Here is a 20480-nt window from a genome sequence, read left to right on the forward strand (position 1 = left end):
ACATCCTCGCCCATCGCCGCGCTCCCGACAGCGGCGGTGGCCGGGAGGTGCGGGCATGGCGGCGGTCGTCGTGCTGGGGCAGGTCGGCCGGGACCTGGTGCTGCGGCTCCCGGCGGTGCCGGAGGCCGGCGGCTCGGCCCCCGCCTCCGATCGCAGGGAGCTGCTCGGCGGGAAGGGGGCCAACCAGGCGGTCGCGCTCGCGCAGCTCGGCGTCCCGGTGGGGCTGGTCGGTGCGGTGGGGGACGACGCCGCGGGGCGCGACGTGCTGGCGCAGGCCGCCGCCGACGGCATCGACGTCTCGGGCGTGGTCCCGCGTCCGGGCGCGGCGACGGCGCTCCTGCTCGACCTGGTCGAGGACGGCGGCCGGCGGCGGCTGGTGGAGCACGTCCCGCCCGCGGTGCTGCTCACCCCCGCCGACGTGGCCGCGGCCGGCGGCGTGCTGGCGGGCTGCGAGGTGCTGAGCCTCCAGCTCCAGCAGCCGGGGGCGGCCGTGCGGGCGGCGCTCGGGCTGGCCCCGCCCACGGCGCTGGTGGTGGCCGACGGGGCGCCGGAGGACGCGCTCACGCGGGAGGCGGTCCTCGGCAGGGCGGACGTCGTCCGGGCCGACGCCGCCGAGGCCGAGCTGCTGGTGGGCCACCGGCTCTCCGGCCCCGACGACGCGCGGGACGCCGCCGCGCGGTTGCTCGCGGCCGGCCCCCGGCTGGTGGCGCTGGCGACCGGTGAGCAGGGCGACCTGGTGGCGTGGCGCGCCGGGCCGGCACCGGGGATGGCGGCCGGGGTGGGGGAGGCCGAGCCGGCGTGGGCCGACGGCGAGGTGCTGGTGCCCCGGCTGGGCGGTGCGCCGGTCGACCCCACCGGTGCCGGGGACGCGTGGGTCGCGGCGCTGGTCGCGGCGTTGCGCGGCCGGGGCGGTCCGGAGGAGGCGGCGTGGCTCGGCGCCGCGGCGGCGGCCTCGACGGTCGCGCACGCGGGCGGGCGCCCGGCGCTGGACCCGGCGGCGCTGGCGGAGGTGATCACCCGCGAGCGCGACGGCGGCGGCTCCCGGTTATCGTCCGGTCGTGGCTGAGATCGACCGGATGCTCGAGGCGAACGCGGAATGGGCCGAGCGGTTCCCCGGCAGCAAGCCGGTGGCCCCGGCGCGCAAGGTCGCCGTCGTGGCCTGCATGGACTCCCGGATGCCCCTGTTCCCCCTCCTGGGCCTGGAGGTCGGTGACGCGCACGTCATCCGCAACGCCGGTGGCGTCGTCACCGAGGACACCGTGCGCTCGCTGACCATCTCGCAGCACCTGCTCGGCACCCGCGAGATCGTGCTGGTCCACCACACCGACTGCGGGCTGCAGAAGAGCAACGACGTCGACTTCGCCGACCTGGTGGAGCGGGAGACCGGCCGGCGGCCGCCGTGGTCGGCGCGCACCTTCACCGACGTCGACGCCGACGTGCGCGAGTCCATGCGCCTGCTCCGCGACTGCCCCTACCTGGTCTCGCACGAGGTGCGGGGGACGGTCTACGACGTCGACACCGGGCGGCTCCGCGAAGTGACCTGACCGAACGGCCGGGTGACGACGGGCCTTCGACTGGTATCGTGCTCGGTTGGCGCGTGTGCCGGCTGGTGCCGCGCGTGCAGATCCGTCTCCCGTGCTCGGCGAGGCGATCCCACCAGCCATCCCGACGACGACGGAGGACGCGCGCCGTGCGCACGTACACCCCCAAGCCCGGCGAGGTCGCCCGGGCCTGGCACGTCATCGACGCCACCGATGTGGTGCTCGGTCGACTGGCCAGCCAGACCGCGCAGCTCCTGCGCGGCAAGCACAAGCCCCAGTACGCCCCGCACGTGGACGTCGGCGACTTCGTCGTCATCGTCAACGCCGGCAAGGTCGCCCTCACCGGGTCCAAGCGGGACGACAAGCTCGCCTACCGGCACTCCGGCCACCCGGGTGGTCTCAAGACCATCAACGTGGGTGACCAGCTGCGCACCCACCCCGACCGCGTCATCGAGCGCGCCGTGAAGGGCATGCTCCCGCACAACACGCTGGGTCGGCAGATGCTGAAGAAGCTCAAGGTCTACGCCGGCCCGGAGCACCCGCACGCCGCGCAGCAGCCCCAGACCTACGAGATCAAGCAGGTGGCCCAGTGACCAGCGCACTGACCGTGACCGACGCCGAGGGGCGTCCGGTGCAGACCGTCGGCCGGCGCAAGGAGGCCGTCGTCCGCGTGCGGCTGCTCCCGGGCACCGGCCAGTTCAAGCTCAACGGCCGCTCCCTCGAGGAGTACTTCCCGAACAAGGTGCACCAGCAGCTCATCCGTGAGCCGTTCGTGACCCTCGAGAAGGCCGAGCAGTACGACGTCGTCGGCATCCTCAAGGGTGGCGGCGTCACCGGGCAGGCCGGCGCGCTGCGCCTGGCCATCGCCCGCGCCCTCATCGAGGTCGAGGCCGAGGACCGCCCGGCCCTCAAGAAGGCCGGCTTCCTGACCCGTGACCCGCGGGTCAAGGAGCGCAAGAAGTACGGCCTCAAGAAGGCCCGCAAGGCGCCTCAGTACTCCAAGCGCTGACCGGTACGTCCGTGGGTCGCCTCTTCGGGACCGACGGCGTCCGGGGTCGGGCCAACTCCGACCTCACGCCGGAGCTGGCCCTCTCGGTGGCACGTGCCGCCGCAGGCGTGCTCGCCGACCGCGACGGGACCTCGCGTCCCGTCGCGGTCGTCGGGCGCGACCCCCGCGCCAGCGGGGAGATGCTCGAGGCCGCGGTGGTCGCGGGCCTCACGAGCGCGGGAGCCGAGGTGCTCCTCGCCGGGGTCGTGCCCACCCCGGCGCTGGCCTGGCTGACCGGCCGCAGCGGCGCCGACCTGGGCGTCATGATCTCGGCCAGCCACAACCCCATGCCCGACAACGGCATCAAGCTCTTCAGCCGCGGTGGGCACAAGCTGCCCGACGCGGTCGAGGCCGCCATCGAGCGGACCGTCACCGCCGGTTCCTCCGACGGGCACCGCCCCACCGGCGGCTCGATCGGTCGCGTCAGCGCGCTGGCCGACGGCACCGACGCCTACGTCGAGCACCTGCTCTCCACCGTCGACCGGCCCCTGGGCGGGCTCTCGGTCGTCGTCGACGCCGCGCACGGCGCGGCCGCCGCGGCCGCGCCCGAGGTCTACCGGCGCGCCGGCGCGACGGTGCACGCCATCGGCTGCGAGCCCGACGGCTGGAACATCAACGACGGCGTGGGCTCCACGCACCTCGGCCCGCTGGTCGAGGCGGTCCGGGCGCGGGGCGCCGACATCGGGCTGGCCCACGACGGGGACGCCGACCGCTGCCTGGCCGTGACCGCCGACGGCGAGGTCGTCGACGGCGACGCCATCCTGGCGATCTGCGCGCTGGACCTGCACGAGCGCGGCGCGCTGAAGTCCGACACGGTGGTCGCGACCGTCATGAGCAACCTCGGGTTCCACCACACGATGCGCGACGCCGGCATCTCGGTGAGCACGACCGCGGTCGGTGACCGCTACGTGCTGGAGACCCTGCGAGCCCACGACCTCAGCCTCGGCGGTGAGCAGAGCGGGCACCTGGTGTTCCTGGAGCACGCCACCACCGGCGACGGCCTGCTCACCGGGCTGGCCCTGCTCTCCCGGATGGCCGGCACCGGCGCCTCGCTCGCCGAGCTCGCCTCGGTGGTGCAGCGGCTGCCGCAGGTGCTGGTCAACGTGCCCGTGTCCGACCGGCTCGCCGTCGCCGCGAGCGACGAGGTGGCCGCCGCGGTCAACGCGGTCGAGGCCGAGCTCGGCGACACCGGCCGGGTCCTGCTGCGGCCCTCGGGCACCGAGCAGCTGGTCCGGGTCATGGTGGAGGCCCCCACGCAGGACCAGGCCGACGCGGTCGCGCAGCGGCTCGCCGCCGTCGTCGCCGGGGTCGGCTGACCCGCCCGGCCTCACCCTTCGGGGCCGTGCGGACGCGCGCGGCCCGGGCGCCGGGCCGGTCCCCGGTACCCTCGGTCCAATGTGCGGCATCGTGGGATACGTCGGCCCCCAGGACGCTCTGGCCGTCGTGCTGGAGGGGCTGCGCCGGCTCGAGTACCGCGGGTACGACTCCGCGGGCATCGCCGTCGTCGCCGACGGCGCGCTGAGCTCGGCGAAGAAGGCCGGCAAGCTGGCCAACCTGGAGAAGGTGCTGGCCGACCAGCCGCTCCCGGCCGCGACCATCGGCATCGGGCACACGCGCTGGGCCACCCACGGCGGCCCCACCGACCGCAACGCCCACCCGCACGTCTCCGCCGACGGCGCGGTCGCGGTCATCCACAACGGGATCATCGAGAACTTCGCCGTGCTCCGGGCCGAGTGCGAGGCCGCCGGTGTGGAGTTCAGCTCCGAGACCGACACCGAGGTGGTCGCGCACCTGCTGGCCGACGCCTACACCGCGACGCCGGAGGGTCCCGGCCGGCTGGCCGAGGCGATGCGCGCGGTCTGCCGGCGGCTGGAGGGCGCGTTCACCCTCGTCGCCACGCACGTCGCCGAGCCCGACACGCTCGTCGCCGCCCGGCGCAGCAGCCCGCTGGTGGTCGGCGTCGGGGAGACCGCAGACGGCACCCCCGAGTACTTCCTGGGCTCCGACGTCGCCGCGTTCATCGGGCACACCAAGCAGGCGCGCGAGCTCGGCCAGGACCAGGTCGTCGAGATCGACCGCACCCGCGGTCTCACCGTCACCGACTTCGAGGGCACGCCGGCCGAGCCGACCGCCTACACCGTCGACTGGGACGCCGCGGCCGCCGAGAAGGGCGGCTACGACTGGTTCATGCTCAAGGAGATCGCCGAGCAGCCGCAGGCGATCGCCGACACGCTGCTGGGCCGGCTCGGCGAGGACGGCGAGCTCGTGCTCGACGAGGTCCGGCTGTCGGACCAGGAGCTGCGCGACATCGACAAGATCTTCGTCGTCTCCTGCGGCACGAGCTACCACGCCGGGCTGATCGCCAAGTACGCCATCGAGCACTGGACCCGGATCCCCGTCGAGGTCGAGGTCGCCAGCGAGTTCCGCTACCGCGACCCGGTGCTGGACCGCTCCACGCTGGTCGTCGTCATCAGCCAGTCCGGCGAGACGATGGACACCCTCATGGCGCTGCGGCACGCCAAGGACCAGAAGGCCCGCGTGCTGGCCATCTGCAACGCCAACGGCTCGACCATCCCGCGCGAGTCCGACGCCGTCCTGTACACCCACGCCGGCCCGGAGATCGCCGTCGCCTCGACGAAGGCGTTCCTCGCCCAGGTCGTCGCCTGCTACCTGGTCGGGCTGTTCCTCGCCCAGGTGCGCGGCGTCAAGTACGAGGACGAGATCGCCGCGATCGTCGACGACCTCCGGCAGTTGCCCGGCGCCGTCGAGCAGGTGCTCGAGCAGATGGAGCCGGTGCGGGCGCTGGGCCGGTCGCTGGCCGACGCGGGCACCATCCTGTTCCTCGGCCGCCACGTCGGGTTCCCGGTGGCGCTCGAGGGGGCGCTGAAGCTCAAGGAGCTCGCCTACATCCACGCCGAGGGGTTCGCCGCCGGCGAGCTCAAGCACGGGCCGATCGCCGTCATCGACCAGGGCACCCCGGTCGTCGTCATCGTCCCGTCGCCACGCAGCCGCAACTCGGTGCACGGCAAGGTCGTCTCCAACATCCAGGAGGTGCGGGCCCGCGGGGCGCGCACCATCGTGATCGCCGAGGAGGGTGACGACGACGTCGTCCCGTTCGCCGACGAGCTGATCCGCGTGCCGCGCACGCCCACGCTCATGGCACCCGTGGTGACGACGGTGCCGCTCCAGGTGCTGGCCTGCGAGATCGCCGACACCCGCGGCTACGACGTCGACCAGCCGCGCAACCTGGCCAAGAGCGTCACCGTCGAGTGAAGGACCCCGTCCTCCCCACCCTGCGCACGCTCAGGGTGGGACCCGGGACGGGGCCTGTCGCCAGGTGACCGATCGGCGGCGTGACCGCCGTCCGGGCAGACTGGGCGGGTGATCATCGGGGTGGGCATCGACGTCGTACCGGTCGACCGCTTCGCGCAGTCGCTGACCCGGACGCCGGGGCTGCGCGACCGGCTGTTCACCGCCGAGGAGCAGCGCACGCCGTCGGGTGTCCCCCGGACCGGGGAGTCGCTGGCCGCCCGGTTCGCCGCCAAGGAGGCGCTGGCCAAGGCGCTCGGCGCCCCCGGTGACCTGCGCTGGCACGACGCCGAGGTGACCGTCGGCGCGCACGGCCGGCCGCACCTCGCCGTGCGCGGCTCGGTGGCCGGCCGGGCAGCCCAGCTCGGGGTCACCTCGTGGCACGTCTCGCTGAGCCACGACGGCGGCATCGCCTCCGCGGTGGTCGTCGCCGAGGGGCTGACCCGGGAGGCGCCGTGATCGACCTGCACACCGCCGCGGAGATCCGCGCGGCCGAGACCCCGCTGCTCGCCGCCCTGCCCGACGGCGCGCTCATGCAACGCGCCGCCACCGGCCTGGCCACCGTCTGCCTGCGGCTGCTGGGCCGCCCGTACGGCGCCCGCGTCGCCGTCCTGGCGGGCGCGGGGAACAACGGGGGCGACGCGCTCTTCGCCGCCGCCCGGCTGGCCGCCCGGGGGGCGCGCGCGACCGCCGTCCTGCTCAGCCCCGACCGCGCCCACCCGGCCGCGCTCGCCGCCTTCCGCCGGGCCGGCGGTCGCACCGTCGACGCGGCGGCGGCCGGGCCGGTGCTCGACCGGGCGGACCTCGTGCTCGACGGGATCGTCGGCCTCGGCGGCTCCGGCGGGCTGCGGGAGCCGGCCGCCGGGCTGGTCGAGCGAGCGGCGGCGGGTCCGGCGCTGATGGTCGCCGTCGACCTGCCCAGCGGGGTGGACGCCGACACCGGCGCCGTGGCCGGGGCCGCCTTCCCGGCGATGCACACGGTCACCTTCGGGGCGGTGAAGACCGGCCTCGTCGCCGGGGCCGGCCGCGGTCACGCGGGCGCGGTGCACCTGGTCGACATCGGGCTCGGGCCCCACCTGCCGGCGCCGTCGGCCCGGCAGCTGACCGACGCCGACGCCGCCGCCCGGCTGCCGCTCCCGGACGCCGACGACGACAAGTACTCGCAGGGCGTCGTCGGCGTCGTCGCGGGATCCGCCACCTATCCCGGGGCCGCCGTCCTCTGCACCGGGGCGGCGCTGCGCACGCGGCCCGGGCTGGTGCGCTACGCCGGGACGGCGGCCGACGGCGTCCGGGCCGCGTGGCCGGAGGCGATCGTCACCGACGGGCGCCCGGGGGACGCCGGCCGCGTGCAGGCGTGGGTCGTCGGACCGGGCATGGGCACCGGGGACGACGCCCGCAGCGTGCTGGCCGAGGTGCTCGCCACCGACCTGCCCGTGCTCGTCGACGCCGACGGGCTCACCCTGCTGGCTGCCGAGCCCGAACTGGTCCGCCGCCGGGCGGCGCCGACCGTGCTCACCCCGCACGACCGGGAGTTCGCCCGTTTCGGCGCCGAGCCCGGGGACGACCGGATCGGCGCCACCCGCCGGCTGGCCGCGGACCTGGGTGCCGTCGTCCTGCTCAAGGGCGACGCCACCGTGGTCGCCGACCCCGACGGCACCGTCTTCGTCAACGGCACCGGCACCCCGTGGCTGGCCACCGCCGGCACCGGCGACGTCCTCTCGGGGATCGCCGGCGCCCTGCTCGCCGCGGACCTGCCCGCCGTCGAGGCGACGGCGGTCGCCGCGCACGTGCACGGGCGCGCCGGGCAGGTCGCCGCGGCGCGCGGGCCGTTCGTCGCCGGCGACGTCGTCCGGCACCTGCCGGAGGCGGTCGCGCGGGTGCGCGGTACCGCGCCGGCCGGCCTGCCAGACTCGGGGGCGTGACGAACGGGACCGGTGCGGAGGTGGTCGTCGACCTCGACGCCATCGCGGCGAACACCGCGGCGCTGCGCGAGCGGGTGCGCCGGCCGCTGATGGCGGTCGTCAAGGCCGACGGGTACGGGCACGGGCTGGTGCCCGCGGCGCGGGCCGCGCTCGCCGGCGGCGCCGACCAGCTCGGCGTGGCCGTCGTGAGCGAGGCGCTGGCCCTGCGGGCCGCCGGCGTCACCGCGCCGGTGCTGGCCTGGCTGAACGGCCCGGGAGCCGACATCGCCGCCGCGCTGGCCGCCGACGTCGAGGTGTCGGTCAACGCGAGCTGGGGCCTGGCCGAGGTGGTGGCCGCGGCCCGGGCGACCGGCCGGACGGCGCGCCTGCACCTGTTCGTCGACACCGGGCTCTCCCGCGAGGGCGCCCCCGTCGCCGAGTGGCCCGGGCTCGTCGCGGCCGCGGCCCGGGCGCAGGCCGACGGCGACGTCGTCGTCACCGGGCTGTGGAGCCACCTCGCCTACGCCGACGCCCCCACCCACCCGACCATCGCCGCGCAGGTGCGGGTGTTCGAGGAGGCGGTCGCGGTCGCCCGGGCGGCCGGGCTCACCGACGCGCGCCGGCACCTGGCCAACTCGGCGGCGACGGTCGCCCTGCCCGGCACCTGGTACGACATGGTGCGCCCCGGCGTGGCCGTCTACGGGCTGGACCCGCTGGGCGGCGACCCCGCCGCGCACGGGCTGCGGCCGGCGATGACGGTGCGCGCCCGCGTCGCGCTGACCAAGCGGGTGCCCGCCGGCGCGGGGGTCTCCTACGGCCACACCTACGCGACGACCGCCGAGACCACGCTGGCCCTGGTACCCGCCGGCTACGCCGACGGGGTGCCGCGGGCGGCGGGCAACGTCGCGCCCGTCCTCGCGGCAGGGGAGCAGCGGACCATCGCCGGCCGGGTCTGCATGGACCAGTTCGTCCTGGACGTCGGCGACGCCCCGATCGCCGCCGGGGACGAGGTGGTCCTGTGGGGGCCGGGGGACGGCGGGGAGCCGACCGCGCAGCAGTGGGCGGACGCCGTCGGCACCATCCACTACGAGCTCGTCACCCGCATCGGGGGCCGGTTCGCCCGCCGCTACGTCGGCTCGGCGGGGGCGGTCTGATGGCCCGGAGGCGCTCGCAGCCGGCCCGGCCCTCCGCCGGGCACCCGAAGGCGCGCGCCGCCGGCGTCGTCGGTGCCGTGGTGGGGCTGGCCGCCGCGGGCACCGCGGCCGGCGTCGCGCTGAGCCGCATCGCGGCCCGAAGAGTGCGCGCCGCCGAGCTCGGCCCGGCGGCGGAGGTGGCGACGGCGCTGGCCGAGAGCCGGCTCCGCCAGGTCGACCCGCTCGGCGCCGACGCGCGGCCGGCCGACCGCACCGCCCTCGTGCGGACCGACGACGGCGTGCTCCTGTCGGTCGAGGAGATCGGCCCCCGCGACGCGCCGCTGACCGTCGTCTTCGTGCACGGGTACACGCTGTCGATGGCGTCCTGGGCGTTCCAGCGCCGGACGCTGGCGGCGGAGCTCGCCACCGGGAACGGGCACCGCCCGCAGGCCCGCCTGGTCTTCTACGACCAGCGCGGCCACGGTTCGTCGGGGCGCGGGGCCCCGGAGCACTCCACCATCGAGCAGCTGGCCCGCGACCTGCTGGCGGTCCTGGACGCCCGCGCGCCCCGGGGCCCGGTGGTCCTGGTGGGGCACTCGATGGGCGGCATGACGGTCATGGGGCTGGCCGCGCTGCGGCCCGAGCTGTTCGGCACCCGGGTGCGCGGCGCCGCGCTGATCTCCACCTCCAGCGGCAACCTCGCCGAGCTCAGCTTCGGCCTGCCCGAGATGCTCACCCGCCTGCGCGCCGCCGTGCTGCCGGTCGCCGCCTGGACGATGCGGCACCGGCCGACCTTCGCCGAGCGCACCCGCCGGATGGCGGCCGACCTGGTGTCGGCCGCGACGAAGGCGCTGTCCTTCGGCTCGTCCGAGGTGGACCCGGCGCTGGTGCGCTACGTCGACGCGATGATCGCGGGTACGCCGGTGGACGTCATCGCCGAGTTCTACCCGGCCCTGGCCGGTCTCGACGAGACCGGCCGCCTGGAGCCGCTGCGCCGGGTGCCCACGCTGGTGCTCACCGGCGACGAGGACACGATGATCCCGCAGGGGCACAGCGAGCTCATCGTCGAGCGGCTCGCGCAGACCGGGGAGAACGCCGTCGAGTACGTCGTCGTGCCCGGCGCCGGGCACATGGTGCTGCTGGAGCGGCCCGACGAGGTCAGCGGGGCGATCGCGGGCCTGCTCCGCCGGGTGGGTGCCGACGCCCGCACCGGCAGCTGACCGCGCGGTTCACGAGCCGCCGCCGTCACCACCGCCGCCGCCTCCGGCGTCGAGCCCGAAGCCGGCCGCGCCGCCCAGCGCGGTGTGCGACTGGTGCGCCCCGAACATCGCGCTGCCGCTCGCCGCGTCCCAGCGGCTCCGCCTGATCCGGCGGCCGATCTCGCCCGCGCTCAGCTGTCGCGGCGTCGGCCGCTCGAAGACGGCCGAGCGCAGCGCCGTGTCGGTCATCGCCGCACGTCCGTGCTGCGCGACCAGGACCGCGCTGCCCCCGTCGAGCGACGGGTCGGCGAGCGGCCCCCGGCGGAGGAGCGCTCGACCCGCCCGCGTCGGGGCCCACCGCCCCCGGCGGTGGAGGGATCGGCGGCGGAGCAGCCCGGCATCGGCGAGCCGCCGGGCGAGGCCGGTGATCCGGTCGTCGTTCACCGAGCGCCAGCGGATCGTGTCGACCGACCGGTGCCCGCGGGCACCCACCGCGTCGAGGACGGCCGCCTCGACCGGGTGCCGGCGGAACGCCTCCACCATGGACAGCTCACCGGGCGGGTGCACCCGCAACCGGCCGGATTCGACGAGGACGACGACGGCGGTGTCGACGACGCGCTCCCGCCCACCGGCGAGGAACGCGAACTCGTACAGGTCCAGGTCGGCCATGGCAGTTCCTCCGCGCCGGGGCGTCGTGAGCGCACGGTCGCACGCCACCGGTCCTCGGGGAAGGGTCCGAGGGCGGCTGGTTAGGGTGCGGGGGTGGCCGCTCCCCGTCCGCCCCGGCTCGACGCCGCCGCCGACGAGGTGGCCCGCGCCGCGGCGGCCGCACCCGACTGGGCGGCGCTCGCGGCCACCGCCCGGTCCTGCGTGGCGTGCCCCGAGCTGGCCACGGCCCGGCAGCACGTGGTGGTCGGGGACGTGCCGCACGCCGGCCGTCCCCGCTTCGTGCTGGTGGGCGAGGCGCCGGGGGCGACGGAGGACGAGACCGGCCGGCCGTTCGTCGGGAGGTCCGGGGCGCTGCTGGACCAGCTCCTCACCGAGGCGGGGCTGGACCGCGCGCAGGCCGCGGTGCTCAACGTGGTGAAGTGCCGGCCGCCGGGCAACCGCACCCCGAGGGCGCCCGAGGTGGCGCGGTGCAGCGGCTGGCTGCGCCGGCAGCTGGAGCTGCTCGGCAGCCCCGTCGTCGTCGCGCTGGGGCTCTCCTCGGCCAAGTGGTTCCTCGGGCCGCGCACCGTGCTGGCCGCCGTCCGCGGGCAGGCGCACGAGGTCGACGGCCGCGCCGTCTGGGCCACCTACCACCCGTCGGCCGCCATCCGCTTCGGCCCGAACGGCGCCCCGCGGGCCGGGCTGCTGGCCGACCTGACCGCTGTCGCCGGATCGCTCGAGGAGCAGGGGTGAAGCGCGAGCACGTGCTGCCGGGCCTCGCCGACACGCACGCCCTGGGCGAGGCGCTGGCCGGCCTCACCCGCCCCGGTGACCTGGTGGTCCTGGTCGGGCCGCTCGGCGCGGGCAAGACCGCCCTCACCCAGGGCATCGGCGCGGGGCTCGGCGTCCGCGAGCCGGTCACCTCGCCGACGTTCGTCATCGCCCGGGTGCACCGCGGCGGCCGCATCCCGCTGGTGCACGTGGACGCCTACCGGCTCGGCGGGCACGCCGACGTCGACGACCTCGACCTGGACGCCTCGACCGACGAGTCGGTGACCGTCGTCGAGTGGGGCCAGGGTCTGGTGGAGCAGCTGGCCGACGAGCACCTGGAGGTGCGGCTGGACCGGCGGGACGACGACGTCCGCACCGCCCTGCTGGTGCCGCACGGCGCGGGGTGGACCGCCCGGCTCGACGCGAGCTGAGGCCCCGACCCGCCACGGGGCTCGCCCCGGCTAGCCTCGCGGCCGTGGAGCGGCGGGTGCAGCTGGTCGCGCTGGGTGCGGTCGCACTGCGCGCCCTCGCCGACGGCGACCTGGCCGCGGCCGAGGCGGCCGCTCCCGTGCCGCTCAGCCCGTACCTCGCCGGGCCGGAGTGCCGCGCGGTGTGGCGGATCCGGGCCGAGCAGGTGGTCGCCGACCCGGGGAGCGCCCGCTGGATCACCCGGGTGGTCCACGACCCCGGGCGCGGCGTCTCGGTGGGCCGGGCGGGCTTCCACGGGCCGCCGGACGCCTCCGGCACGGTCGAGGTCGGCTACTCCACCGACCCCCGGTACCGGAGGCAGGGGTACGCCCGGGCGGCGCTGCGCGCGCTGCTGGCGGAGGCGGCCGCGGCACCCGGGGTGACGGCGGTGCGCGCGTCGGTGGGGCCGGCGAACACCGCGTCCCTGGCCCTGGTGCTCGCCGAGGGCTTCGTCGCCGTGGGGGAGCAGGTCGACGAGGAGGACGGTCTGGAGATCGTCCACGAGGTGGCCGCCGGCCCTCGCCTACGCTGAGCGGTCGTGCTGGTCCTCGCGCTCGACACCGCCACCCCGACGCTCGTCGCCGGCCTCGCGCGGTGGACCCCCGACGGCGGCGCGGAGGTGCTCGCCGAGCGCGCCGTGCCCTCGGGCACGAAGCACGCCGAGCTGCTGACCCCGGCGATCCAGGGCGCCCTCGCCGACGCGGGCCTCGCGCTGGACGACGTCGAGGCGGTCGTCACCGGGCTGGGCCCCGGGCCGTTCACCGGGCTGCGGGTGGGCGTGGTCACCGCCGCCGCGATCGCCGACGCCCGCGGGCTGCCGGTGGTCGGCGTCTGCTCCCTCGACGCGATCGGCAGCGGCGCGCGCACGGTGGTCACCGACGCCCGCCGCAAGGAGGTCTACTGGGCCGCCTACGACGACGCCGGCCGGCGGGTCGAGGGCCCCGGGGTGGTCCGCCCCGAGGAGTTCGGCCGAGGTGGGCCGTTCGTGGGCGACCCCGCGTTCGCCGAGCGGCTCGGCGGCCCGGTGACGCCGGCGGAGGTGACGACGGCGGGCCTGCTCCGCGCGGCCACCGCGCAGCTCAGCGACCCCGGCTCGGCCGCGCCGCTGGTGCCGCTGTACCTGCGCCGCCCCGACGCCGTGCCGCCGACGTCGATCAAGGCGGTGACGCGGTGACCCGGCTGCGGCCGATGACGCTCGCGGACCTGCCCGCGGTGATGGGGCTGGAGGACGAGCTCTTCGCCCCCGACACGTGGACCGCGGCGATGTACCGCGACGAGCTGTCCCGCACCGACACCCGCCACTACCTGGTGGCCGAGGACGACGGCGGGGTCGTCGGGTACGCCGGCCTCATCGCCTACGACGACGAGGCGCACGTGGCCACCATCGGGGTGACCGGGGCGCGGCAGGGCGAGGGCATCGGCGCGCGGCTGCTCGACGCGCTGCTGGCCGAGGCCGACCGGCGCGGTGCGCCGGTGGTGCTGCTGGAGGTGCGGGCGGACAACGAGACGGCGCAGGGGCTCTACCGTCGGCGCGGGTTCGCCGAGATCGGCCGGCGGCGCGGCTACTACCAGCCGAGCGGGCAGGACGCCGTCGTGATGAGGAGGGGGACGCCGTGAGCGAGCCGCTGGTCATCGGGTTCGAGACCTCGTGCGACGAGACCGGGGTGGGCATCGTCCGCGGGCACACCCTGCTCTCCGACGCGCTGGCCACCTCGATGGAGGAGCACGAGCGGTTCGGCGGCGTCGTCCCCGAGATCGCCTCCCGCGCGCACCTGGAGGCGATGGTGCCGACGGTGCACCGGGCGCTCGCGGAGGCCGGTGTGCGCGCCGCCGACGTCGACGCGGTGGCGGTGACCAGCGGCCCCGGCCTGACCGGCGCGCTGCTGGTCGGGGTCGCCGCCGCGAAGGCCTACGCGCTGGCGCTGGGCAAGCCGCTGTACGGGGTGAACCACCTCGCGGCGCACGTCGCCGTCGACGAGCTGCAGCACGGGCCGCTCGCCGAGCCGTCGATCGCGATGCTGGTCTCCGGCGGGCACAGCTCGCTGCTGCTGGTGCCCGACCTCGCCCAGGAGGTGCGGTCGCTGGGCCGCACCATCGACGACGCCGCCGGCGAGGCGTTCGACAAGGTCGCCCGCGTGCTCGGGCTGCCGTTCCCCGGCGGCCCGCCGATCGACCGGGCCGCGCGCGAGGGCGACCCGCACGCCATCGCCTTCCCGCGCGGGCTCACCGGCCCGCGCGACCCCGCCTACGACTTCTCCTTCTCCGGCCTGAAGACCGCCGTCGCCCGGTGGATCGAGGCCCGCGAGCGCGCGGGTGAGCCGGTGCCGGTGGCCGACGTCGCGGCCTCGTTCCAGGAGGCGGTCGCCGACGTCCTCACCGCCAAGGCGGTGCGGGCCTGCCGCGACCACGGCGTCGACCACCTGGTGCTCGGCGGGGGAGTGGCGGCCAACTCGCGGCTGCGCGCGCTGGCCGAGGAGCGGTGCGCCGCGGCCGGCATCGTGCTCCGGGTGCCCAGCCCCAAGCTGTGCACCGACAACGGCGCGATGGTGGCGGCGCTGGGCTCGCGGCTGGTTGCCGCCGGCGTGGCGCCGTCGGCCCCGGACCTCGGGGCGGACAGCTCGCTGCCGATCGACGTCGTCAGCCGCTGAGGCCCTCCGTCGAGATCGCGTGAACCCGGCGCTCCAGCGGCTCTGATGTGCCGAGATCACGCGATCTCGTGCGTCAGTCGGTGGTGACGTCGCAGACGAGTGCCGTCGGGGCGCCGGCGACCCGGGTGACGACGACGGTCGCCGTCCCGCCGCCGGGGCCGCGGAGCTGCCGGGCCAGGGTCTCCGGCTCGATCGCCGAGCCGCGCTTCTTCACCACGACGCGGCCCACCCCCCGCTCGCGCAGCAGCGCCTTCAGCTTCTTGAGGTTGAAGGGCAGCACCGCGTCGACCCGGTAGGAGCTGACCCACGGGCTCAGGACCGGGCCGTCGGAGGACAGGTAGGCGATCGTCGGGTCGACGAGGGACGCACCGAGGTCGGCGGCCACCAGCGAGACCAGGCCCGAGCGGATGACCGCGGGGTCGGGCTCGTGCAGCCAGGCCCGCACCGGTCCGGCCGGGGCCGGCCCGGGGTCGGCGTCCGCGGTCAGCTCGTGCACCTCGCCGTCGCGGACGACGGTCGCCCGCCGCCAGGTGGCCGAGACGGCCGGGCCCCAGAGCAGCGCCTCGACGATCGACCCGCCGACCGACACCCACTCCGCCTCCACGCCGCCGGGCACCCGGTCGTGGTCCAGGCCGGGCGCCACCTTCACCACCGACGTCGGCACCGTGGCGAGCAGCTCCACGACGGTCGACCACGGCGGCGACCAGCGGTCGGGGTCCAGCAGCCGCCGCCCGCCGGCCCGCCGGGCGGGGTCCAGGACGGCGGCCCCGCACCCGGCCACCTCGCCACCGCGCGCTGCGGCCACGAGCTCCACCGCGTCGCCGGCCACCACCCAGACGTCGTCGGCGACCCCGAGCGCCTCGGCGTTCGCGGCGGTCAGCTCCCGGGCCACCGGGTCGACGTCGACGGCGAGCACCCGGGCACCAGCGCGGGCGAGCGCGATCGTGTCGGTGCCCGCGGCGCACCCGAGGTCGGCGACGGAGTCGGCGCCCCCGGCCAGCAGCCGGGCCGCGCGCCGGGCGGCGAGCTCGGGCCGCCCGGCCTGCTCGAGGGTGTCGCCGGTGAACAGCATCCGGTCGGCGTCGGCCCCGAAGGCCGCCCGGGCCCGCTGCCGCTGCCGGGCGGTGCCCCACGCCGGGCCGGCGAGGTCGGTGCCCACCTCGGCGCGCAGCCGCGTCAGCGCGGCCACCGCGTCGACCCCCTCGGCCAGCAGCGCCGCCGCGCGCGCCAGCGCCGCCGTGCCCTCCGGCGTCGTCAGCGCGCGCAGCTGGCGCACCGTCTCGGCGGTCTGCTCCTCGGATGGCCGGTCCACCGGCACAGCGTGGCGCACGCGCTGGTCGGCGCCGACGTCACCCACCCCGGCGACCGGGTTGAGTGGCTGGCACTCTCCTGGGTAGAGTGCCAAACGACACGGGCTGGCGCCCGACCCCCGCGACGGCGGGTGCCTGACCTCGTGCCACAGCATCGAACATCCCTGCCGTCCGACACCGAAGGGGGCGTCACCGACGTGACGACCGCTACCAAGGTCAGCATCAAGCCGCTGGAGGACCGGGTCGTGGTCCAGGCCAACGAGGCCGAGACCACCACCGCTTCCGGTCTGGTCATCCCGGACACCGCCAAGGAGAAGCCCCAGGAGGGCACCGTCGTCGCCGTCGGCCCCGGCCGCATCGACGACAACGGCAACCGCGTCCCGCTCGACGTGAACGTCGGCGACGTGGTCATCTACTCGAAGTACGGCGGTACCGAGGTCAAGTACGCCGGCGAGGAGTACCTGGTGCTCTCCGCCCGCGACCTGCTCGCCGTCGTGGAGAAGTGACCGCAGGTCGCTAGCTCCACCGCGTAGCACCCCGACCGCCCCGGGCGACCCGAACTCGGGTCCCGGGGCGGTCGTCTTTCGCCCTGCACTGACTGATCGGAAGGGCCCATGGCCAAGATCATCAAGTTCAACGAGGACGCCCGCCGAGCTCTGGAGCGCGGTGTCGACAAGCTCGCCGACGCGGTCAAGGTGACGATCGGCCCGCGCGGCCGCAACGTCGTCCTCGACAAGAAGTTCGGCGCCCCCACCATCACCAACGACGGCGTCACCATCGCCCGCGAGGTCGAGCTCGAGGACCCGTACGAGAACCTCGGCGCCCAGCTGGCGAAGAACGTCGCCACCAAGACCAACGACGTCGCCGGTGACGGCACCACGACGGCGACCGTGCTCGCCCAGGCGCTGGTCCACGAGGGCATGCGCAACATCGCCGCCGGCGCCAACCCGATGGCGCTGGGCCGCGGCATGCGCGCCGCCGTCGACGCCGTGCACGCCGCCCTCGACGCCGCCGCCACCCCCGTGGAGAAGCGCGAGGCCATCGCCGGCGTCGCCACCATCTCCGCGCAGGACGCCGAGGTCGGCGAGCTGATCGGCGAGGCGATGGAGCGCGTCGGCAAGGACGGCGTCATCACCGTCGAGGAGAGCAACACGCTCTCCACCGAGCTCGACGTCACCGAGGGCGTGCAGTTCGACAAGGGCTACCTCTCGCCCTACTTCGTCACCGACCCCGAGGCGATGGAGGCCGTCCTCGAGGACGCCCTCGTGCTGCTCGTCAGCGGCAAGATCAGCGCGCTGGCCGACCTGCTCCCGCTGCTGGAGAAGGTGCTGTCGACCGGCGGCCGCCCGCTGCTGATCGTCGCCGAGGACGTCGAGGGGGAGGCGCTCTCCACCCTCGTCGTCAACTCGATCCGCAAGACCATCAAGGTCGTCGCGGTGAAGTCGCCCTTCTTCGGCGACCGGCGCAAGGCGTTCATGACCGACCTCGCCGTCGTCACCGGCGGCCAGGTGGTCAGCGAGGACGTCGGCCTCAAGCTCGACCAGGTCGGTCCCGAGGTGCTCGGCACCGCCCGGCGGGTCACCGTCACCAAGGACGAGACCACCATCGTCGACGGCGGCGGCACCTCGCAGGCCATCGGCGACCGCGTGGCGCAGATCCGCCGCGAGATCGACGCCACGGACTCCGACTGGGACCGGGAGAAGCTGCAGGAGCGGCTGGCCAAGCTGGCCGGCGGCATCGGCGTCATCCGGGTCGGCGCGGCCACCGAGGTGGAGCTCAAGGAGCGCAAGCACCGCATCGAGGACGCCATCGCCGCCACCCGCGCGGCGGTGGAGGAGGGCGTGATCCCCGGCGGCGGCTCCGCCCTGGTGCACGCCGCGAGCGCGATCGACGCGCTCTCGCTCGAGGGCGACGAGCTCACCGGTGCCCGCGCGGTGCGCACGGCGCTGGACGCCCCGCTGGTGCAGATCGCCGACAACGCGGGCTTCGAGGGCCGCGTCGTCGTCGCCAAGGTGCGCGAGGCCGGTGCCGGTCAGGGCTTCAACGCCGCGACCGGCGAGTACGGCGACCTGGCCGCGCAGGGCGTCATCGACCCGGTGAAGGTCACCAAGGCCGCGCTGGGCAACGCCGTCTCCATCGCGGCGATGGTGCTCACCACCGACTCCGCCGTCGTCGAGGCGCCGGAGGAGGAGGACGACCACGGTGCCGGTGGCCACCACACCCACGGTCACTCGCACGGCCACGGGCACAGCCACTGATCTCGGCGATGATCAGGTGACCTGATCGGGGCGCGTCCTCCCTCACCGTCTGCCGTGGGGGAGGGCGCGCCACGGCGAGGGAGGACGTCACCGCACACGCGAGAGGGCCCGGTCCAGGAAACCTGGACCGGGCCCTCTCGGCGTTCGTGGGGGGGCTACACCCCGGCGGCGACGGCGGCCGGCTCGGCGGCGATCAGCCGGGCCCGCTCCTCCTCGCTCATGCCGCCCCAGACGCCGTAGGGCTCGCGGACGGCGAGAGCGTGCTTGAGGCACGCGTCGATCACCGGGCACCGCGAGCAGACGGCCTTGGCCGCGGACTGCCGCCGCGCCCGGGCCGGCCCGCGCTCTCCGTCGGGGTGGAAGAAGAGGGACGTGTTCTCGCCACGGCAGGCGCCGTGGAGCTGCCAGTCCCAGACCTCGGCCACGGGCGTCGGGAGTCTGCGGATGTCGGCCATGTCTCCTCCGGGAACTCGGTAGAGCCGGAGGGGGCTGTCCGGCTGCAAGGGGCCCGGTGCCCTCGCCGTCCCACGTCCAAACACAGCCGATTCGCAACTTTTGCCCCGTGTGCGCTCCGTCACCTGGTCACCGAGGCGCTCACCCCCCGGGGTGAGGGCGTCTGTTCCCCCGCGGGGGAGTCGATCACTGTGGCTCCAGGTCGTGCTGACGTCCGGGATGGGGGAGCTACCCGGACCGGCTGCCCGACCGGCGCGGAGGTGGAGGGCCCACCAGGGCTCTCCACCTCCGGCGACGCCCGGCCGGGTGCCCTCCCGGCCGGTGGGGGGACCCGGCCGCCGGCCGGGAGGAGCGAGGAGCTGGCGTGATCGACGACAGGATGCGCGCACCGGTGCACGGCGCGACCGTGTGGGTGTACGACGAGCGACGGCGGGTCCGGGACGACGTCGCCTCGCGGCTGGTCGCCCTGCCCTTCGTCGGCCGGGTCGAGGTGGTCGGTGACGCGCAGTCGCTGATGGCCCGCCTGGCCACCCGCACGCCCGACGTCCTGGTCGTCGGGACGCAGCGCGCCGTCGACACGGGGCTCTCCGCCGCCACGCAGGCGCTGCGGTCGCACCCTGGCCTGCCGGTGCTCGTGCTCGGCGCCCCCGACGACGCCGAGAGCGTCCGGGCGGCCGTTGCCTTCGGGGCCCGCGGCTACCTGCGCTGGGACGCCAGTGCGATCGAGATGGGCCTGGGTCTCTCCCGCGTCGGGCTGCGGGCCGACGGCCGGATCCCGCAGCAGGCGACCGCGCCCGCGCCCGCGTGGAGCGGTGCCGCCCCGCTGGTGGGCTCCGCGCCCACCACGGTGCGCTCGACGGTGCGCGACGCCGCCCCGGCGGTGGCGCTGTCCATGCGCGAGATGCAGGTGCTCACCGGGATGAGCCAGGGCAAGAGCAACGCCCAGATCGGCCGGGAGCTCTACCTCTCCGAGGACACGATCAAGACCCACGCCCGCCGGCTGTTCCGCAAGCTCGGCGCGAAGGACCGTGCCGAGGCCGTCGCGACGGGCTTCCGCCGCGGCATCATGACCTGAGCGGTCGCCCGCCCGGCAGGTGCACACCGAGGGCCGCCTCCCGGACCGGGAGGCGGCCCTCGGTGCGTTCTGCGTCCGCCCCGTCGTGGCCGACCTCCGTGACATGGGGCCCTGGACGACCCCGCAGACCCCGACTTCCCGCATCTCGGCGGGAAGAGGCAGCACGCGGAGGCGCTCAGCGCAGCCGGGGGACGGCACGTGGCCGCGGTGCGGTCCGTGGGACCGCCGTGTCGCAGCTCAGTCGTCGCGGGCGTGGCGGCCGGTGCGCCCGCCGCTGGGCTCGTCCCGCTCGGCGAGCGCGGCGATCCCGTCGGCGTACCCGCTGGCGTAGTCCCAGCTGACGTAGTCGTCGGGGTTCGGGTCGAACGGGGGCTCGTGCCGGCCGGTCTGCCCCTCGTCGAGGAGCTGGCGCAGGTTGGCCTGCATCAGCGCCCAGTCGACGTGGTGCTCTTCCTCGCAGTCAGGGCAGTCGACCACGATGCCCTTGATGCCGGTCGGCTCGAGCAGGGTGCGGAAGACCTCGAGCTCGGCCAGGTCGTCGAGCACCCCGGCCCGCTCCTCCATCGTGAGCGGCGGAGGCGCTGGCCCGTCGGCCGGGCCGAAGTCCGGCCCGAAGGCGTCGTCGAACGGAGACACGGTCACACGGTAGCCGTCGAGCAGGCGGAGCACCGCCCCCTCCGGCCCGCCGCCTACGATCAGGGCCAGGTCCCGCGCGCCC

At 76.1% G+C, this 20480-nt stretch carries 23 protein-coding genes; 19 read left to right on the top strand and 4 right to left on the bottom strand.

Going from position 1 to position 20480, the window contains the following annotated elements; all coding sequences use genetic code 11:
- Positions 1-55 precede the first annotated feature (55 nt).
- From E9565_RS05930 to E9565_RS05975, 10 genes are all read left to right on the top strand, one after another.
- Positions 56-1066 (top strand): PfkB family carbohydrate kinase, encoded by a 1011-nt coding sequence (locus E9565_RS05930; RefSeq protein ID WP_236834312.1) that lies wholly within the window; start codon positions 56-58, stop codon positions 1064-1066.
- On the top strand, positions 1059-1544 hold the full coding sequence (locus E9565_RS05935) for a carbonic anhydrase (protein WP_308113092.1): 486 nt from the start codon (positions 1059-1061) through the stop codon (positions 1542-1544). The genes E9565_RS05930 and E9565_RS05935 overlap by 8 nt, the downstream gene beginning before the upstream one ends.
- A gap of 146 nt (positions 1545-1690) precedes the next feature.
- The gene (gene rplM, locus E9565_RS05940) at positions 1691-2134 is read left to right on the top strand and encodes a 50S ribosomal protein L13 (RefSeq protein WP_236825773.1); all 444 of its coding nucleotides are present in this window, start codon (positions 1691-1693) and stop codon (positions 2132-2134) included.
- Entirely contained in the window at positions 2131-2550 is a 420-nt protein-coding gene (gene rpsI / locus E9565_RS05945; RefSeq protein WP_374201291.1) for a 30S ribosomal protein S9, read from the top strand. The genes rplM and rpsI overlap by 4 nt, the downstream gene beginning before the upstream one ends.
- Before the next feature lie 11 nt (positions 2551-2561).
- Positions 2562-3905 (top strand): phosphoglucosamine mutase, encoded by a 1344-nt coding sequence (gene glmM, locus E9565_RS05950; RefSeq protein ID WP_236825772.1) that lies wholly within the window; start codon positions 2562-2564, stop codon positions 3903-3905.
- Positions 3906-3984: 79 nt separating this feature from the next.
- Positions 3985-5862 carry a glutamine--fructose-6-phosphate transaminase (isomerizing) gene (gene glmS, locus E9565_RS05955; RefSeq protein ID WP_236825771.1) on the top strand — a complete coding sequence of 626 codons (1878 nt, stop codon included), beginning with the start codon at positions 3985-3987 and terminating at the stop codon, positions 5860-5862.
- A 108-nt stretch (positions 5863-5970) separates the two neighbouring features.
- Positions 5971-6357, top strand: coding sequence for a holo-ACP synthase (locus E9565_RS05960; protein ID WP_236834313.1), 387 nt, complete (start codon positions 5971-5973; stop codon positions 6355-6357).
- Positions 6354-7820 carry an NAD(P)H-hydrate dehydratase gene (locus E9565_RS05965; RefSeq protein WP_236834314.1) on the top strand — a complete coding sequence of 489 codons (1467 nt, stop codon included), beginning with the start codon at positions 6354-6356 and terminating at the stop codon, positions 7818-7820. Before E9565_RS05960 ends, E9565_RS05965 begins: the two co-directional genes overlap by 4 nt.
- On the top strand, positions 7817-8953 hold the full coding sequence (gene alr / locus E9565_RS05970) for an alanine racemase (protein WP_236834315.1): 1137 nt from the start codon (positions 7817-7819) through the stop codon (positions 8951-8953). Before E9565_RS05965 ends, alr begins: the two co-directional genes overlap by 4 nt.
- Complete coding sequence (locus E9565_RS05975) at positions 8953-10152, top strand: alpha/beta fold hydrolase (RefSeq protein WP_236834316.1); 1200 nt, start codon at positions 8953-8955, stop codon at positions 10150-10152. The genes alr and E9565_RS05975 overlap by 1 nt, the downstream gene beginning before the upstream one ends.
- A 9-nt stretch (positions 10153-10161) precedes the next feature.
- Here the strand turns inward: E9565_RS05975 and E9565_RS05980 are convergent, their stop codons facing one another.
- On the bottom strand, positions 10162-10848 hold the full coding sequence (locus tag E9565_RS05980; RefSeq protein WP_308113094.1) for a TIGR04222 domain-containing membrane protein: 687 nt from the start codon (positions 10846-10848) through the stop codon (positions 10162-10164).
- Positions 10849-10893: 45 nt separating this feature from the next.
- On the opposite strand from E9565_RS05980, the gene E9565_RS05985 reads away from it, so the two are divergent.
- Genes E9565_RS05985 through tsaD form a run of 6 tightly spaced genes read left to right on the top strand, consistent with a single transcriptional unit; the run spans position 10894 to position 14666 of the window.
- The gene (locus tag E9565_RS05985; protein WP_236825765.1) at positions 10894-11532 is read left to right on the top strand and encodes a uracil-DNA glycosylase; all 639 of its coding nucleotides are present in this window, start codon (positions 10894-10896) and stop codon (positions 11530-11532) included.
- Positions 11529-11981 (top strand): tRNA (adenosine(37)-N6)-threonylcarbamoyltransferase complex ATPase subunit type 1 TsaE, encoded by a 453-nt coding sequence (gene tsaE, locus E9565_RS05990; protein ID WP_236825764.1) that lies wholly within the window; start codon positions 11529-11531, stop codon positions 11979-11981. Before E9565_RS05985 ends, tsaE begins: the two co-directional genes overlap by 4 nt.
- A gap of 44 nt (positions 11982-12025) precedes the next feature.
- On the top strand, positions 12026-12550 hold the full coding sequence (locus E9565_RS05995; protein WP_236825763.1) for a GNAT family N-acetyltransferase: 525 nt from the start codon (positions 12026-12028) through the stop codon (positions 12548-12550).
- Between the two features lie 6 nt (positions 12551-12556).
- Positions 12557-13192, top strand: a complete 636-nt coding sequence (gene tsaB, locus E9565_RS06000; RefSeq protein ID WP_236834317.1) for a tRNA (adenosine(37)-N6)-threonylcarbamoyltransferase complex dimerization subunit type 1 TsaB — start codon at positions 12557-12559, stop codon at positions 13190-13192.
- Positions 13189-13635, top strand: coding sequence for a ribosomal protein S18-alanine N-acetyltransferase (gene rimI / locus E9565_RS06005; RefSeq protein ID WP_236834318.1), 447 nt, complete (start codon positions 13189-13191; stop codon positions 13633-13635). The genes tsaB and rimI overlap by 4 nt, the downstream gene beginning before the upstream one ends.
- On the top strand, positions 13632-14666 hold the full coding sequence (tsaD, locus tag E9565_RS06010) for a tRNA (adenosine(37)-N6)-threonylcarbamoyltransferase complex transferase subunit TsaD (protein WP_236825760.1): 1035 nt from the start codon (positions 13632-13634) through the stop codon (positions 14664-14666). The genes rimI and tsaD overlap by 4 nt, the downstream gene beginning before the upstream one ends.
- Before the next feature lie 73 nt (positions 14667-14739).
- Here tsaD and E9565_RS06015 read toward each other — a convergent pair whose 3' ends face one another.
- Positions 14740-15978, bottom strand: coding sequence for a class I SAM-dependent methyltransferase (locus tag E9565_RS06015; protein WP_236834319.1), 1239 nt, complete (start codon positions 15976-15978; stop codon positions 14740-14742).
- Positions 15979-16173: 195 nt separating this feature from the next.
- Here E9565_RS06015 and groES point away from each other — a divergent pair, with 195 nt between their 5' ends.
- Positions 16174-16482, top strand: a complete 309-nt coding sequence (gene groES, locus E9565_RS06020; protein ID WP_014377938.1) for a co-chaperone GroES — start codon at positions 16174-16176, stop codon at positions 16480-16482.
- 108 nt (positions 16483-16590) lie between these two features.
- Positions 16591-18234, top strand: a complete 1644-nt coding sequence (gene groL, locus E9565_RS06025; protein WP_236825758.1) for a chaperonin GroEL — start codon at positions 16591-16593, stop codon at positions 18232-18234.
- A gap of 155 nt (positions 18235-18389) precedes the next feature.
- Here groL and E9565_RS06030 read toward each other — a convergent pair whose 3' ends face one another.
- Positions 18390-18689, bottom strand: coding sequence for a WhiB family transcriptional regulator (locus tag E9565_RS06030; RefSeq protein WP_236825757.1), 300 nt, complete (start codon positions 18687-18689; stop codon positions 18390-18392).
- A 377-nt stretch (positions 18690-19066) separates the two neighbouring features.
- Between E9565_RS06030 and E9565_RS06035 the strand changes: the two genes are divergently transcribed.
- A complete protein-coding gene (locus E9565_RS06035) occupies positions 19067-19762 on the top strand; it encodes a response regulator transcription factor (protein ID WP_255714980.1) in 696 nt (231 codons plus the stop codon).
- A 237-nt stretch (positions 19763-19999) separates the two neighbouring features.
- Here the strand turns inward: E9565_RS06035 and E9565_RS06040 are convergent, their stop codons facing one another.
- Entirely contained in the window at positions 20000-20398 is a 399-nt protein-coding gene (locus tag E9565_RS06040; protein ID WP_236825755.1) for a DUF5319 family protein, read from the bottom strand.
- Positions 20399-20480: the final 82 nt, after the last annotated feature.

It is taken from the genome of Blastococcus sp. KM273129 (assembly GCF_021698995.1).
Classification (GTDB): Bacteria; Actinomycetota; Actinomycetes; order Mycobacteriales; family Geodermatophilaceae; genus Blastococcus.

Bases quoted from the DNA above. Each gene is read 5' to 3' on its own strand.
- E9565_RS05930 (WP_236834312.1), top strand. From the start codon at position 56: ATGGCGGCGGTCGTCGTGCTGGGGCAGGTCGGCCGGGACCTGGTGCTG.
- E9565_RS05975 (WP_236834316.1), top strand. From the start codon at position 8,953: ATGGCCCGGAGGCGCTCGCAGCCGGCCCGGCCCTCCGCCGGGCACCCG.
- glmS (WP_236825771.1), top strand. From the start codon at position 3,985: ATGTGCGGCATCGTGGGATACGTCGGCCCCCAGGACGCTCTGGCCGTC.
- E9565_RS06035 (WP_255714980.1), top strand. From the start codon at position 19,067: ATGCGCGCACCGGTGCACGGCGCGACCGTGTGGGTGTACGACGAGCGA.
- E9565_RS06030 (WP_236825757.1), bottom strand. From the start codon at position 18,689: ATGGCCGACATCCGCAGACTCCCGACGCCCGTGGCCGAGGTCTGGGAC.
- groL (WP_236825758.1), top strand. From the start codon at position 16,591: ATGGCCAAGATCATCAAGTTCAACGAGGACGCCCGCCGAGCTCTGGAG.